Below are 13,740 nucleotides of genomic sequence, written 5' to 3' on the forward strand. Positions count from 1 at the left end.
CGCCGGTCAATGCCGTGTCCGCCCGTTATACTGCTTGACGGTGTCGCCACCGAACAGCAGGCGCTGCGGGTTCTTGTCGAAATTGCTGATCGTGTCGTTCAGATTCTGTACCGTCCGCCTTGTATCGTTGACCAGCGTTTGCACGTCGTTCAGGCCACCGGCCGAGAAGCGCTGCAGGTTGTCGGCGATCGGTCCGATACGCGAGTTGATGCTGTCGGCAACCTTCTTGAACGATTCCAGCGTGTCACGTGCTTCCGTAAAGAGCGACTGGGTGTTGTCGGTTCCCAGCAACGCATCGACTTTGATCAGAATTCCATCGACGCGGGTCGAAGCAGAGTTCAGCTTGTTGGCCATCTGCGACACATCCTGGATCGTCTGGCTGATCTCGGCCTGCTTGGCCGACACGCTGGCGGTGATATCGCGGATCGAGGCGACGGCAACGCGGGCATCCTTGGTCGCCTGCGAGATATCGTCTACCGAGCCCTTGATCTTCGAAGGATCGATCGAGGCCACCAGCTGGTCGACCTTGTCGAGCGTCAGCTGAGCCTTCTTGCCGAATTCGTTGTAGGTATCCGACGTTTCCTTGATGCTGGTGATCGTTGCCTTCAGGTTGCTGGATGCATCGGCGACGTTCGCTGTCAGCTTGTCGACGTTTTTCACGACGTCGTTGATGCTCTGGGCGTCGACCGCACGAACCAGCTTCTCGACGGCATCGAGCGTCGAATTGACCTTGCCGGAGACGCTGCTGAAGGTCTTGGCGAGTTCACCGGCACTGGCGAGAAACTGATCGATATTGCCGGCATTGTCCGCAAGCGCCTTGGAGAAGGTATTGGCGTTCTTGACGGTATCGGTGAGCGGCCCACGGGCATCCTTCACGAAGCCCTGGAAATCGCCAATAGTGTCGTTGGCGCGGTCCATGATCTTGTCGGCGGTCGCCAGCAGATTGGTAACGCTCGATTGGTCGGCGAGCAGAACGGCCCGCTTGCCGGTATCGAGCGAGCGCTTGAGGATGTTCTCGTCGCCGGTGCGACCACCGGAGAGTTCGATATAGGCAGCACCCGTCAGGCCCTGGATTTCGAGAACGGCCTTGGTCGTCTCATAGACCGGCGCATCTGCCCGCACTTCGGTGAAGGCCAGCGAATAGCGCGGATCGTCGGCGTCGATCGAAAGCGTCTTGACGCTGCCAACCTGAATGCCGTTGAAGCGCACCGGCGAGCCGACGCTCAGGCCGTTGGCAGATCCCGGGATACGCACGATCAGCTCGGTCATCGTACCGCCACGGCCGTATTCGGCCATCCAGTAGACGAAGCCGAATGCGGCGGCGATGACCAGGACGGTGAAAATTCCGACGATCGTGTAGTTTGCTCTGGTTTCCATGATCTCAGTTCTTCTCGCGGCTCTGGTTGCCGGGTTCTGCAGTCTCTTCGTGGCGGACGACGGTACGAGCCCGTTTGCCGCGGAAATAGGATTTCACCCAAGGTTCGTCGCAGGCAAGCATGTCGTCAACCGTTCCCTCGATCAGCACACGCTTTTGTCCGAGCACGGCAATGCGGTCGCAGACGGAAAACAGGCTGTCGAGGTCGTGGGTGACCATGTAGACCGTAAGGCCGAGTGTATCGCGCAGCTTGGCGATCAGTTCGTCGAATTGGGCAGCGCCGATAGGGTCGAGGCCGGAGGTCGGCTCGTCGAGGAACACCAGATCCGGATCGAGCGCCAGCGCCCGTGCCAGCGCCGCGCGCTTGATCATGCCGCCCGATAGTTCCGATGGATATTTGTCGGCGGCATCCGAGGCGAGACCGGCGAGCCGGATCTTCATATGCGCAAGTTCGTCCATCATCGAAACCGGCAGGTCGAGATATTCGCGCATTGGCACCTGGATGTTTTCCTTCACCGTCAGTGAGGAAAACAGCGCACCTTGCTGGAAAAGCACGCCGAGACGCATGTCGAGCTTGTTGCGGTTCGATTCGTCGAGCGAATCGTAGTCTGTACCGAGAATTTTTATCGTCCCGGCGCTGCGCGGCAGAAGCCGCAGCACGGTGCGCATAAGTACCGACTTGCCGGCACCGGAGGGACCGACGAAGCCGAGGATTTCGCCGCGATAGATATCGAGATCGAGCTTGTCGAGCACGATTTTCGGGCCGAAGTTCACCGTGACGCCACGCGCCGACAGCACGACGTCGCGGCCATCCGCGGCGCGTTCCATCTGTGTGTCATCCCGGTCTGGCTGAGGCGCGTCCAAATGCTGGTCCTTAAAAATCGATTGCGGCGTAGAAGATGGCAAACACACCGTCCATCATGATGACGACGAAGATCGACTTCACCACGGAAGATGTCACGTGCTGACCCAGAGACTCGGCGCTGCCGCCGACTTTCAGGCCTTCGACTGCGGCGACGATACCGATCACCAGCGCCATGAAAGGCGCCTTGATCATACCCGATATCACGGTCGATACGCTGATTGCCTCGTGCAGACGGGCAATGAAGGTCGCAAAAGTGATGCCCGAATAGGTGTAGGTGACGGTCGCGGCACCCAGAAGCGATGCGAAGTTGGCCAAGACCGTCAGCAGCGGCAGGGCGATGGTCAGCGCCACAAGCCGCGGAAAAATCAGGACTCCGATCGGGTTCAGGCCCATGACCTTCAGCGCGTCGACTTCTTCGCGCATCTTCATCGAGCCGATTTCGGCCGTGATCGCGCTGCCCGAACGGCCGGCGATCATGATGGCGGTCAGCAGCACGCCGATTTCGCGCAGCTGCAGGATGCCGACCAGATCGACCACGAAAACTTCGGCGCCGAAATAGCGAAGCTGGAAGGCGCTCTGCTGGGCGATGATGGCGCCGATCAGATAGGACATCACCAGGATGATCGGCACGGCGCGAACGCCCATGTGATCGAGCTGGTTGACGATGGATGCCGGAGAAACACCGCTGCCGCGCCCGAGCTTCAGCTGCGCCCCGCGCACGGCCGAGCCGAGAATATACATGGCGGCCACGAAGAAGCTGCCGAGCTCGGCGACTTTCTCACCCATCGGCGAGAAGATCCGGTCGAGCAGCGGCACTTTCGGCTTTTCCTGGGCCGCGATCTCGCTTGCATCCTCGTCGAAAGATTTCAGCAGTTCGTCGATGTGGTCGTTCGATCCTTCGATCGTGACGGTCGCATCGTGCGATTCCTGGCTGAGCTTCAGCCTGCGGATCAGCAGCACGCCCGCAGTGTCGACATCGGACAGGCCGGTCAGGTCGATGACAACATCACCGCCGCTCGTGCGCTTGGAAAGGTCGTCTATTCGTCGCAGCACGCCGTGGATGCTGGCGCTGCGCCAATTGCCTGCTAGCCGGTAACGATGACCGGAACCATCGGCCTCATCGTCGATCGTCGGCGCATCCGGTATGTTTTCAGCTACGCTCAAACTCATGCGTCTTTCAGATTGGCGGCATCATGCCGACTCAGCGATGTATCGCATCCCGCTCATTACGCGACTATACAGAAACGATCTACAGTCTCGTGCCGCAGAAAGAGCAGATATGTCACGCCTTCTCAATGTCCAAATGAATTCCTGGCCGATCGCCGGCACATTCACAATTTCGCGTGGCAGTAAGATCACAGCGGAGGTCGTCACATGCAACATTAGCGAGAGCGAATGGCAGGGAAGTGGCGAATGCGTGCCGTATCGGCGCTACGGCGAGACAATCGAAAGTGTCATTTCGGAGATCGAGTCGGTCCGGACTGCCGTCGAATCAGGCATGACTCGCGAAGAGTTGGCGGTCGCCATGAAGCCCGGCGCTGCCCGAAACGCCGTCGACTGCGCGCTCTGGGATCTCGAGGCAAAGCGCTCCGGTATATCGGTGGCGCGGACCATCGGCCTCTCGACGATGGAGCCTCGCACGACCGCCTTTACGATTTCGCTGGGCGAGCCCGAGGTCATGGCGGCAGCAGCCGGCGCACAGGCGCACCGCGCCCTGCTGAAAGTCAAGATCGGCACCTCCGATGACGAAAGCCGTATCCGCGCGGTACGCATTGCAGCGCCGCAATCGGCTATCATCCTCGATGCGAATGAAGGATGGACGGAAGACAATCTTGCCCGCCACCTAGAGATCTCCGCCGAAGCAGGGATTGCCCTGGTCGAGCAGCCCCTGCCCGCCGGCAACGACAGGCTGCTGGCAACTATCAGAAGGCCCGTCCCCGTCTGCGCCGACGAAAGCGTCCATCACACCGGCGATCTCGAAAGCCTGCGCGACCGCTACGACGCCATCAACATCAAACTCGACAAGACAGGCGGGCTGACGGAGGCCCTCCGCATGAAGGCAGAGGGCGAACGGCTCGGCTTCCGGATCATGATCGGCTGCATGGTCGGCACATCGCTGGCGATGGCACCGGCGCTGATGCTGGCCCAGGACGCGGCCTTCGTCGATCTCGACGGACCGCTGCTGCTTTCCCGCGACCGCGAACCCGGATTGCGCTACGAGGGCTCGCTGGTCTTTCCACCGCTCTCGGAATTGTGGGGCTGAAGGCGGGAGGCGACGACGATCATGGTGAGCCCGGCAGCCGCGATCAGCGCCATCAGGTAGAAACCCGACGTGCCGAGCCAGCCGTAGACATAGCCGGAGGCGATAGTCGCGATGCCGAGACACATGCCATTATAGAAAAAGTAGACGCCCTGCGCGGACGCCTCCTGCGTTTCCTGCACCGTCGCCACGATGCGGCGCTGCACGCCGATGTGGACGCAGGCATAGGTGAAGGCGTGAAAGCACTGCAGCACGAAGTGGCCTGCAAAGCCGAGGTCCATCGGAAAGACGATCCACCGGCAGACGCACATCGCCGCGCCGAAGCGCATCAGGGTCCAGGCACTGAACCGGCGTCCCAGCCGTTTCGAGAGGAAGAAGATCGTCACCTCGGCCGCCACCCCGGCGCTCCAGAGTATCCCCACCTGCGTGCCTGAAAAACCGATCTGGTGCCAGTAGATCGAGGCGAATGTGTAGAACAGCGCATGGCTTGCCTGCTGGACCGAAACGCCGATCATGGTCAGCAGCAGGCGCGGATTCCTGAGCGCATTGCCGATGGGCGGCGCCTTGATGTCGAGCGGCAGGCCGCGACGCCGCGTTGGCCCGATGCGGGGACAATAGAGCGCCATGACAGTCGTCAGGATGAAGCCGATGACCATTAGCGGCAAAACCATCCTGCCGCCGAACGCGCCGATCACCTGCCCGCCGATCAGTGTCGAGACAATGAAGGCGATCGATCCCCACACCCTGGTCGAACCGTAATCGATGCCCCAGCGGCGGACTCCCGAGATGGTAATCGACTCGACCACCGGCAGGTAAGGCGCATAGGTGGCGCCCTGCAGCGCATAGACCAACAGGACGGTCGCGAAGTCGTCGGTCCAGAACAGCGCGATCGCGGTCAACAGCGACAGGCCTCCGGACCAGAGAAGCACCGTCGCCCGTTCCCGCATCCTGTCGGCAAACAGCGCCACGACCGGCGCGACCAGCACCCGCACGACCATCGGCAAGGCGAGAATGATACCGATCTGCTGGTCGTTGAACTTCAGTGTCGCGAGGAAAACCGGAAAGAACGGCAGGGCGATGCCGTTGACGATCAGCGGGGCACAATAGGACAGGGCGCTGCGCAGCCGGAAATAGGCAGGAGCCTCCCTGCCCGTCGAAGTCATCGTTGCGGGAATCATGACAATGCCTGATTTGGAAACGCTGATTCCCTACCACGCATTCGCGATCGCGCCTACGGCGGCGCCTTCAGATCGGCGGGAAATTCAAAGAGATGGAGGGCGTTGTCCGCTCACTCGGCAGCGGTCATCCCGGACGCCGCCTTTGCTTCGGCCATCATCAGCGCAAGGTCCATGGCCGGGCGCGACGGCAGACGATCCTGGCGGCTCTCGGCAACGGCTGTAGCAGGCTTGGCGTCGAGGATCTGGCGCCAGGTGATCAGTTCGAAGCTTCCATCCTCATGCTCGGCAATCGCCGTACAGCTTTCAACCCAGTCGCCGGTGTTGATGTAGCGCAGGCCATCGATGTCCTCGATGACGGCATGGTGGATATGGCCACAAATGACCCCGTCGGCATGATTGCGCTTGGCCTCTTCGGCCACCACGCGCTGGAACTCGCCGATGAAGTTGACCGCATGCTTGACCTGCTGCTTGGCCCAGGCTGAGAACGACCAGTAAGGCATGCCGAGCCGGCGCCGAATGCTGGCGAGCGCGATGTTCAGCACGATGGCGACGTCGTAGGCCCAGTCGCCGAGATAAGCGAGCAGCCGGGCGTTGCGGACCACCACATCGAATTCGTCGCCGTGCAGCACGAGATAGGTCTTGCCGTCGGCGGTGGTGTGGATCGCCCGTTCGGCGACCTCGATACCGCCGAAATGGTTACCCGGGAAATCGCGCAGGAATTCGTCGTGATTGCCGGGGATGTAGACGATGCGCGTGCCCTTGCGCGCCTTGCGCAGGATCTTCTGAACGACATCGTTGCAATCCTGCGGCCAGTACCAGCTGCGCTTCAGCCGCCAGCCGTCGATGATGTCGCCGACGAGGTACAGGGTATCGGCTTCGTGATAGCGCAGGAAGTCGAGAAGATAGTCAGCCTTGGCAGCCTTCGATCCCAGATGAACGTCGGAAATGAACAGGGTTCGGAAGTGTCGAGTGTCCATCAATGTCTCCACGAACGTAATGCCCGTGCCCCAATCTTCGCTGTGCCCGGAATAATCAGACTCGTGTTTCAGGAAGATGACATCATATCCAATTCGAGCGCGAAGATGGCGTAGCTTACCCCGCCGCGCATCGGCAAAATCTTGCCGCCATGCCACAATTCCGTACTGTGCACCCCCGAGGATTGTTGTATGCAGTGACGTGAAATCGTTAGACGAATGGTAATGGAGAAGCGTGATGGACCCGCAGGATGCATCGAAGGCACAGAAGAACATGACCAGCGGTGACCTCGACGAACAGGCGCTTTTCTTCCATCGCTATCCTCGTCCGGGCAAGCTGGAGATACAGGCGACGAAGCCGCTCGGCAACCAGCGCGACCTAGCGCTCGCCTATTCGCCGGGCGTCGCCGCTCCCTGTCTCGCCATCCGCGACAACCCTGAAATGGCTGCCGAATATACCTCGCGCGCCAATCTCGTGGCCGTCATATCCAACGGCACGGCCGTGCTTGGCCTCGGCAATATCGGTCCGCTGGCCTCAAAGCCGGTGATGGAAGGCAAGGCCGTCCTGTTCAAGAAGTTCGCCGGCATCGATGTCTTCGACATCGAGATCGAGGCACCGACCGTCGACGAGATGGTCTCGACGATCTCGGCACTGGAGCCGACCTTCGGCGGCATCAATCTCGAGGACATCAAGGCGCCCGAATGCTTCGACGTCGAGCGCCGGCTGCGCGAGATGATGAAGATCCCGGTCTTCCACGACGACCAGCACGGCACTGCGATCATCGTCGCCGCCGCCATACTGAACGGCCTGGAGCTGGCCGGCAAGACGATCGAGAACGTCAAGATCGTCGCATCCGGTGCAGGCGCTGCCGCACTCGCCTGTCTCAACCTTTTGGTCATTCTGGGCGCCAAGCGCGAAAACATCTGGGTCCACGATATCGAGGGCCTGGTCTACACCGACCGCAACGTGCTGATGGACGAGTGGAAGTCGGTCTATGCCCAGCCGAGCGACAAGCGGACGCTGGCCGAATCGATCGGCGGCGCCGATGTGTTCCTCGGCCTGTCGGCCGCCGGCGTGCTGAAGCCGGAACTGCTGGTACAGATGGCCGAAAAGCCGCTGATCATGGCGCTTGCCAATCCCAACCCCGAAATCATGCCGGAACTCGCCCGCGCCGCCCGGCCCGACGCGATGATCTGCACCGGGCGCTCGGATTTCCCGAACCAGGTCAACAACGTCCTCTGCTTCCCCTACATCTTCCGCGGCGCGCTGGATTGCGGCGCGACGACGATCAACGAGGAAATGAAGATGGCGGCAGTGCGCGCCATCGCAGCCCTTGCCCGCGAGGCACCGTCGGATGTTGCCGCCCGCGCCTATACCGGCGAGACCCCGATCTTCGGCCCGGAATACCTGATCCCTTCGCCCTTCGATCCCCGCCTGATCCTGCGCATCGCCCCGGCCGTCGCCAAGGCTGCGGAAGAGAGCGGTGTGGCGCTTCGCCCGATCACCGATTTCGATGCCTATCTCGACACGCTCAACCGCTTCGTCTTCCGCTCCGGCTTCGTCATGAAGCCGATCTTTGCAGCTGCCAAGCTCGCTCAGCCGAAGCGCGTCGTGTTTTCCGAAGGCGAAGACGAACGCGTGCTGCGCGCCGCACAGGTGCTGCTCGAGGAAAACACGGCCGTGCCGATCCTCATCGGCCGCCCCAGCGTCATCGAGACCCGCCTGAAGCGCTATGGCCTCAAAATCCGCCCGCATACCGACTTCGAAGTCATCAACCCGGAAGACGATCCGCGCTTCCGCGATTACGCCGACCTCTATTTCTCGCTGGTCGGCCGCAGCGGCGTCATCCCGGAGGCAGCCCGTACCATCGTGCGCACCAACACCACCGTCATCGGCGCACTGGCGCTGAAGCGTGGCGACGCCGATGCACTGATCTGCGGCCTCGAAGGCCGCTACGAGCGGCACCTACGCGTTGTCCGCCAGATTATCGGCAAGCGTAACAATGTCCGCGACTTCTCTGCCATGAGCCTGCTCATCTCGCAGCGCGGCAACACGTTCTATACCGACACCTACGTTAACTTTAATCCGACGGCCGAAGAGATTGCCGAATCGACAGTGCTGGCAGCGGAGGAAATCCGCCGCTTCGGGATCACGCCACGCGCCGCCCTTGTCTCGCATTCGAACTTCGGCTCGCGCGAATCGGAGAGCGCCACGAAGATGCGCAATGCCCTGCGGCTCATCCGGCTTGCAGCCCCCGATCTAGAGGTCGATGGCGAAATGCACGGCGACAGCGCGATTTCCGAGCATTTGCGCCGCCGCGTCATGCCGGATAGCACGCTGACCGACGAAGCCAACCTGCTGGTGTTCCCGAACCTCGATGCGGCCAACATCACGCTTGGCGTTGTCAAGGAGATGATTGACGGGCTGCATGTCGGCCCGATCCTGCTCGGAACGGCCCTGCCGGCCCATATCCTGTCGCCCTCGGTCACCTCCCGTGGCGTCGTCAACATGGCAGCCGTGGCCGTGGTCGAGGCATCGCAGCCCGGCTGATACTGACGGGACCGCCGGGCATCATCCCGGCGGTCGACCACCTGCTGCCGAGCGCAGGGCTGGCGCAAGTCAGTCGGCGCCATATATCTTGCGCGTGACAATGGATGAATTTTCGCCTTCGCCCGAGCTGAGGCGGAAACCATCCGAACGGAGCAGGCCAAAAGCGTGATAGTGGGCTGGAAACATTCATTTTGGGCGCTTGCCGCATCCTTGGCGATGGCAGCGCCACTGGCTGCCCAGACGAACGCAATCTGCGACGACCTGCGCGGCCAGATGGCCAATCTCAGCGAAACTGTCGGCACCAACCGCCAGCTCCGGCAATACCGCACCGCCATCGCCCAGCAGATATCCGAGTTGCGCCAAGTCGAGAACGACCTTGAGGACAACGAGTGCTCGTCCGGCAGCATGGTGATCATAAACGGTGACGACGGCGGCACCTGCGCGCGGATCGAGGATACCCTGCAGCGCATGCAGCAGAACCTGCAGGATCTCGTCGCCAAGCGCGACCAGATCCAGCGCGGCGACGTTTCGGAAGGACCCACCCGCAACCAGCTTTCCGCAGCGCTGCGCGCCAACGGCTGCGAAGATCAGGATAGCGGCGATACCATCATCACCAACCGCCCGCCCCCGCAGGCAGGCATCGAGCCCAGCTACCCCGCAACCCCGGGGGCAACCACGCTGGACAGCAGTGGCGGCCCCTCCGGCAGCGAACCCGCACCGCAATCGCCGGTCCAGAGCTACGCCTTCGGTCAATCCTATGGCGGCGGAAATGTCCGCACGGTCTGTGTGCGCACCTGCGATGGCGGCTTCTTCCCGATGACCCAGAATGCAGCGCCCGGCGATTTCCAGCGGGATGGCGAAACCTGCGCGAGGATGTGCCCGGGCGTGAAGACCGAGTTGTTCTTCCACCGTCTGCCGGATCAGGAAACATCGGCGATGGTCTCCGCCTCGTCGGGCACCCCCTACAGCGCCATGCCCTACGCCTTCGCCTTCCGCAAACGGCCGCCGAATGAAAAGACCAGCTGCACCTGCAATCTGCCGGCCTATTACGAGGAAATGCGAAGGCAGAACGCGCTGACCAAGCCGCCAACCGCAGGCACGCAGCAAGGCTCGATTACGACGATCATCCCAAAAGCGTCGCCACCGGCCGTGCCGACGGCACCCGCAAAGGGCGATGCGCCGCCGGTGGAACGGCCCTACGATCCGTCCGCCGGCAATGTCCGTCAGGTCGGCCCGGCGTTCCTACAGCCCGACCAGCGCAAGCTAGACCTCACCCGTCCGGCCGTACCCGGCGAGCAGCCCCAGCAATAGGCCTCAGCCCTGCGGCTGGCCCCAGCCATTCTCGAACACTAGATCCTCCAGCGGCAATCGCTGCCGCCAGCCTTTGACGGCGAGTTCCGGTTCGCCATAGAGCTCGTCTACGAATCCCAGGCAGAGCCAGGCAATGATCTCGATCCGCTCCGGGATACCAAGCAACGCCCGGATATCGGCGTCGTGAAAAATGCTGACCCAGCCGACCCCGACACCCTCCGCTCGCGCCGCAAGCCAGAGGTTCTGCACGGCGCAGACCGTCGAATAGGCATCCATGCGCGGATTGTGGGTGCGGCCGAGCACGACGGGCCCGGCACGATCCGGATCGCAGGTGATGCAGATGCTGAGTGGCGCCTTGCGGATGCCCTCGAGCTTCAGCGACCGGTAACTCTCCCGACGGGCGCCCTCGAACTGCAACGCAGCCTCGCCATTGGCGCGCTCGAAGGCTTCGAAGGCCTTCTCACGGATGGCGGGGTCGCGCACGAGAATGAAATTCCAGGGCTGCATGAAGCCGACAGAAGGCGCGTGATGGGCAGCGCCCAGCAGCCTTGCGATCAGGTCGTCCGGCAGCGGTTGCGGCAGGAACTGGTCCCGCACGTCACGCCGCGTTTCGATCGCGTGGTAGATGGCGTCGCGCTCGGCGACGGAAAAAGCGTGTGCGCGGACGAGATCGTCCCTGCAATCAGGTCGCATCGTTTATATCCCCAACAATGCCAACCGCCCGCCGTCCTCGCGGGATCAGTCTATCTTATCAGGCCGGTCTTCTGGCTCGGCTTCATCTGGCGATGCTGCCTTCCCGGTCGAAACCAGTGGCATATCGGATAACTGACCGTTCCCTGTGCATCGCCATCCGCCTTACAGCGTTGGGCACGCGCCGGATTTGCACCGGCTTCCCGATTCTCCCGCCTGGGCGGGCACCTGATGAAGGAGATATGCGCGATCCGGCTGGCGATGGCAAGCGGATCGCAGGCGAGCTCAGCGCTCCGGTTCATACCTGACAAAGGCGAACTCCTCGCCATCGGGTGACCAACTCGGTACGTTGATTGTCCCCTGGCCCCCGAACAGCTCGAACAACGTCGTTATGTTGCCGCCATCCATGTCCATCAGCCGCAGGCGGACGTCGAGATCGCGCGGATGATCGAAGACGTCGCCGTCGTAGGAGAGCAGCACCACCTTGTCGCTCTTCGGCGACGGATGGGGAAACCAGTTGCCGAACTCGTCGTCGGTCACCTGCTGCAGGTCGCGACCGTCAGGCCGGATACGCCAGATCTGCATACGGCCGGTCCGGCTGGAGTTGAAATAGATCCACGCACCATCGGCCGACCAGTCCGGCCCGTCGTTGCGACCCTCGCCATGGGTCAACCGCGTCTCCTCGCCGCCCTCGACCGATATCGTGTAGATGTCGAAGAGATCGCCGCGAATGCCGCAGTAGCTGACATGCTTTCCGTCCGGCGACCAGCCGTGCCAGTAGGATGGGAGGTTTGTGGTCACCTGCCTGGGGAGACCGCCTTCCGCAGGCACGAGATAGATGCAGGACTTGCCGTACTGGACCTTGTCGCAGAGCGCGATCAGCGTACCGTCGGGCGAGATGCCATGGTCGTTGTTGCAACGGCTGGCAAAGCCTGTGTCGACGCGCTCGACAGTGGCGAGCCCGTCGAGCGACAGGCGGTAGAGAAGCCCGTCATCGTTGACGAGCAGGTAGCGTCCGTCTGGCGCAAAGTTCGGCGCCTCGACGAGACGATCGGTCTGCCAGACGACCCGGCTCCGACCTGTTGCAATGTTGAAGATTTCGACCGAACTGCGCATGTCTCACCCATCCTCGAAGCCGCCGCCTAAAAGCAAACGGCGACCGGGGAGGTTTTAACGGCTCGCCCACCCGACATCAACTGGCTCGACTGGACGCGATTGCGTGAGGCATCGCCATTCCCATGTTTTGCCGTTGCAATTCATCGTGGCAACCGAATACTGCCGCTAACCAGTATCGGAGTCACGCATGCCCAATCTCCCGAACTTCTTTCACACCCACTTCGATAAATCGTCGGACGATCTCGGCGTCATCGAAAAGCGGGTGCTGAAGCGAGCCCGCGAACGCAAGATCATCTCGACGGATGTCAACGCTGCCTTTTCCGCAAATGCCTCCGTCGGGGAACGGCTCGCAGACGGGATCGCCCGCGTCGGCGGATCATGGGCGTTCATCGTCTCCTTCCTGTTGTTCCTGGTCGCCTGGACGGTGCTCAACACCATCCTGCTCTCGTCACGCGCCTTCGATCCCTACCCGTTCATCTTCCTCAACCTGATCCTCTCGATGATCGCAGCCATCCAGGCGCCGATCATCATGATGTCGCAGAACCGCCAGACCGAACGCGACCGCTTCGAGGCTGCCAAGGACTATGAAGTCAACCTCAAGGCCGAACTGGAAGTCCTGTCGCTGCACGAGAAGATCGACCTGCAGGTGTTGACCGAACTGTCCGCCCTCAGGGAGGAAGTGGGCCGCATTACGAGGCTGCTGGAGGCAAAGGCCTAGCGTCGGCGGGACTGCCCCTTGCGGACGATGGCTAGTCGGATTTCGGGAACTGGGGCAGACCGTCGTGGAGGCTATAGAAGCCTGCCTTGTCGGCGCAATAGATGTGATGGCCCATTTTCAGCGCGTTGGGATCATCGAACAGGCCGGCCATGATCGAGATCTGTTCGGCATCGTCGGCGACCCAGAACAGCGCTGAGCCGCAGGTCTTGCAGAACCCGCGGCTGGCAGCGGGACTGGAGCGATACCAGCTGACATTCTCACCGCCCTCGACCGTAAGGTGGTCGGTCGCCACGTTGGTGGCGGCGAAGTAGAGTCCGGTCTGCTTGCGGCATTGCGAGCAGTGACACCCGACCACATCCCTGAGCGGACCTGTCGTCCGTATTTTCACGGCGCCGCAGAGGCAAGATCCGGTATGGTCGTCCTTCATAGCGCCTTCCCGATCCTTGTCGTTATGTATCATCCTGATGGTGCGGCATGCAGCTGTCAACTTCAGATTTCATGACTGCAGCATCAGCCACGCTGATAGCAGACCCTTTGCTGAATGCTCCCGGCAAGCCCTCGTCGAAAGGCAGTTAAAAGGGCGTTAAGCCATCTTCGCCCCCCGTCGTTCCCCTGGACGCACCAAAAAGCCAGATCTGACGGCCAAAGGTGCGATTTCGGGACAATCTAATGTGACACGCACCATTCATGCGTGCGTGTGGC

The 13,740-nt window shown here is 61.8% G+C and carries 12 protein-coding genes and 1 riboswitch; of the genes, 4 read left to right on the top strand and 8 right to left on the bottom strand.

The window, feature by feature from the left end:
- Window positions 1-6: 6 nt before the first annotated feature.
- From J5274_RS13645 to J5274_RS13655, 3 genes are read right to left on the bottom strand one after another with little or no spacing between them, the layout of a single operon-like run.
- Entirely contained in the window at window positions 7-1,377 is a 1,371-nt protein-coding gene (locus tag J5274_RS13645; RefSeq protein WP_142822911.1) for an MlaD family protein, read from the bottom strand.
- Window positions 1,378-1,381: 4 nt separating this feature from the next.
- Complete coding sequence (locus J5274_RS13650; protein ID WP_142822913.1) at window positions 1,382-2,203, bottom strand: ABC transporter ATP-binding protein; 822 nt, start codon at window positions 2,201-2,203, stop codon at window positions 1,382-1,384.
- A gap of 46 nt (window positions 2,204-2,249) precedes the next feature.
- Window positions 2,250-3,410 (bottom strand): ABC transporter permease, encoded by a 1,161-nt coding sequence (locus J5274_RS13655; RefSeq protein WP_111221833.1) that lies wholly within the window; start codon window positions 3,408-3,410, stop codon window positions 2,250-2,252.
- A gap of 109 nt (window positions 3,411-3,519) precedes the next feature.
- Here J5274_RS13655 and dgcA point away from each other — a divergent pair, with 109 nt between their 5' ends.
- A complete protein-coding gene (dgcA, locus tag J5274_RS13660; protein ID WP_142822914.1) occupies window positions 3,520-4,503 on the top strand; it encodes an N-acetyl-D-Glu racemase DgcA in 984 nt (327 codons plus the stop codon).
- Here the strand turns inward: dgcA and J5274_RS13665 are convergent.
- Window positions 4,455-5,678: an MFS transporter gene (locus J5274_RS13665; protein WP_142822916.1), complete on the bottom strand. Its 1,224-nt coding sequence runs from the start codon at window positions 5,676-5,678 to the stop codon at window positions 4,455-4,457. The genes dgcA and J5274_RS13665 overlap by 49 nt on opposite strands.
- A 110-nt stretch (window positions 5,679-5,788) precedes the next feature.
- Entirely contained in the window at window positions 5,789-6,655 is an 867-nt protein-coding gene (locus J5274_RS13670) for a UDP-2,3-diacylglucosamine diphosphatase (protein WP_142822918.1), read from the bottom strand.
- Window positions 6,656-6,890: 235 nt separating this feature from the next.
- Between J5274_RS13670 and J5274_RS13675 the strand changes: the two genes are divergently transcribed.
- The gene (locus tag J5274_RS13675; protein WP_142822920.1) at window positions 6,891-9,203 is read left to right on the top strand and encodes an NADP-dependent malic enzyme; all 2,313 of its coding nucleotides are present in this window, start codon (window positions 6,891-6,893) and stop codon (window positions 9,201-9,203) included.
- 216 nt (window positions 9,204-9,419) lie between these two features.
- On the top strand, window positions 9,420-10,514 hold the full coding sequence (locus tag J5274_RS13680; protein ID WP_142829156.1) for a DUF2865 domain-containing protein: 1,095 nt from the start codon (window positions 9,420-9,422) through the stop codon (window positions 10,512-10,514).
- A gap of 3 nt (window positions 10,515-10,517) precedes the next feature.
- Here the strand turns inward: J5274_RS13680 and bluB are convergent, their stop codons facing one another.
- Together bluB and J5274_RS13690 are read right to left on the bottom strand one after the other, a co-directional pair.
- Window positions 10,518-11,207 (bottom strand): 5,6-dimethylbenzimidazole synthase, encoded by a 690-nt coding sequence (gene bluB / locus J5274_RS13685; RefSeq protein WP_142822924.1) that lies wholly within the window; start codon window positions 11,205-11,207, stop codon window positions 10,518-10,520.
- Between the two features lie 43 nt (window positions 11,208-11,250).
- Window positions 11,251-11,451: riboswitch (cobalamin riboswitch) on the bottom strand.
- 38 nt (window positions 11,452-11,489) lie between these two features.
- Window positions 11,490-12,320 carry a TolB family protein gene (locus J5274_RS13690; protein WP_142822926.1) on the bottom strand — a complete coding sequence of 277 codons (831 nt, stop codon included), beginning with the start codon at window positions 12,318-12,320 and terminating at the stop codon, window positions 11,490-11,492.
- A 187-nt stretch (window positions 12,321-12,507) separates the two neighbouring features.
- Between J5274_RS13690 and J5274_RS13695 the strand changes: the two genes are divergently transcribed.
- Window positions 12,508-13,038 carry a DUF1003 domain-containing protein gene (locus tag J5274_RS13695; RefSeq protein ID WP_142822927.1) on the top strand — a complete coding sequence of 177 codons (531 nt, stop codon included), beginning with the start codon at window positions 12,508-12,510 and terminating at the stop codon, window positions 13,036-13,038.
- 31 nt (window positions 13,039-13,069) lie between these two features.
- On the opposite strand, the gene J5274_RS13700 is transcribed toward J5274_RS13695, so the two are convergent.
- On the bottom strand, window positions 13,070-13,465 hold the full coding sequence (locus tag J5274_RS13700) for a GFA family protein (RefSeq protein ID WP_142822929.1): 396 nt from the start codon (window positions 13,463-13,465) through the stop codon (window positions 13,070-13,072).
- Window positions 13,466-13,740 lie beyond the last annotated feature (275 nt).

Origin of the sequence: Rhizobium sp. L51/94, from assembly GCF_019355555.1 — a bacterium.
GTDB classification, from domain to species: domain Bacteria; phylum Pseudomonadota; class Alphaproteobacteria; order Rhizobiales; family Rhizobiaceae; genus Rhizobium; species Rhizobium rhododendri.

Bases quoted from the DNA above. Each gene is read 5' to 3' on its own strand.
- J5274_RS13645 (WP_142822911.1), bottom strand. From the start codon at position 1,377: ATGGAAACCAGAGCAAACTACACGATCGTCGGAATTTTCACCGTCCTG.
- J5274_RS13650 (WP_142822913.1), bottom strand. From the start codon at position 2,203: ATGGAACGCGCCGCGGATGGCCGCGACGTCGTGCTGTCGGCGCGTGGC.
- J5274_RS13655 (WP_111221833.1), bottom strand. From the start codon at position 3,410: ATGAGTTTGAGCGTAGCTGAAAACATACCGGATGCGCCGACGATCGAC.
- dgcA (WP_142822914.1), top strand. From the start codon at position 3,520: ATGTCACGCCTTCTCAATGTCCAAATGAATTCCTGGCCGATCGCCGGC.
- J5274_RS13665 (WP_142822916.1), bottom strand. From the start codon at position 5,678: ATGATTCCCGCAACGATGACTTCGACGGGCAGGGAGGCTCCTGCCTAT.
- J5274_RS13670 (WP_142822918.1), bottom strand. From the start codon at position 6,655: ATGGACACTCGACACTTCCGAACCCTGTTCATTTCCGACGTTCATCTG.
- J5274_RS13675 (WP_142822920.1), top strand. From the start codon at position 6,891: ATGGACCCGCAGGATGCATCGAAGGCACAGAAGAACATGACCAGCGGT.
- J5274_RS13680 (WP_142829156.1), top strand. From the start codon at position 9,420: ATGGCAGCGCCACTGGCTGCCCAGACGAACGCAATCTGCGACGACCTG.
- bluB (WP_142822924.1), bottom strand. From the start codon at position 11,207: ATGCGACCTGATTGCAGGGACGATCTCGTCCGCGCACACGCTTTTTCC.
- J5274_RS13690 (WP_142822926.1), bottom strand. From the start codon at position 12,320: ATGCGCAGTTCGGTCGAAATCTTCAACATTGCAACAGGTCGGAGCCGG.
- J5274_RS13695 (WP_142822927.1), top strand. From the start codon at position 12,508: ATGCCCAATCTCCCGAACTTCTTTCACACCCACTTCGATAAATCGTCG.
- J5274_RS13700 (WP_142822929.1), bottom strand. From the start codon at position 13,465: ATGAAGGACGACCATACCGGATCTTGCCTCTGCGGCGCCGTGAAAATA.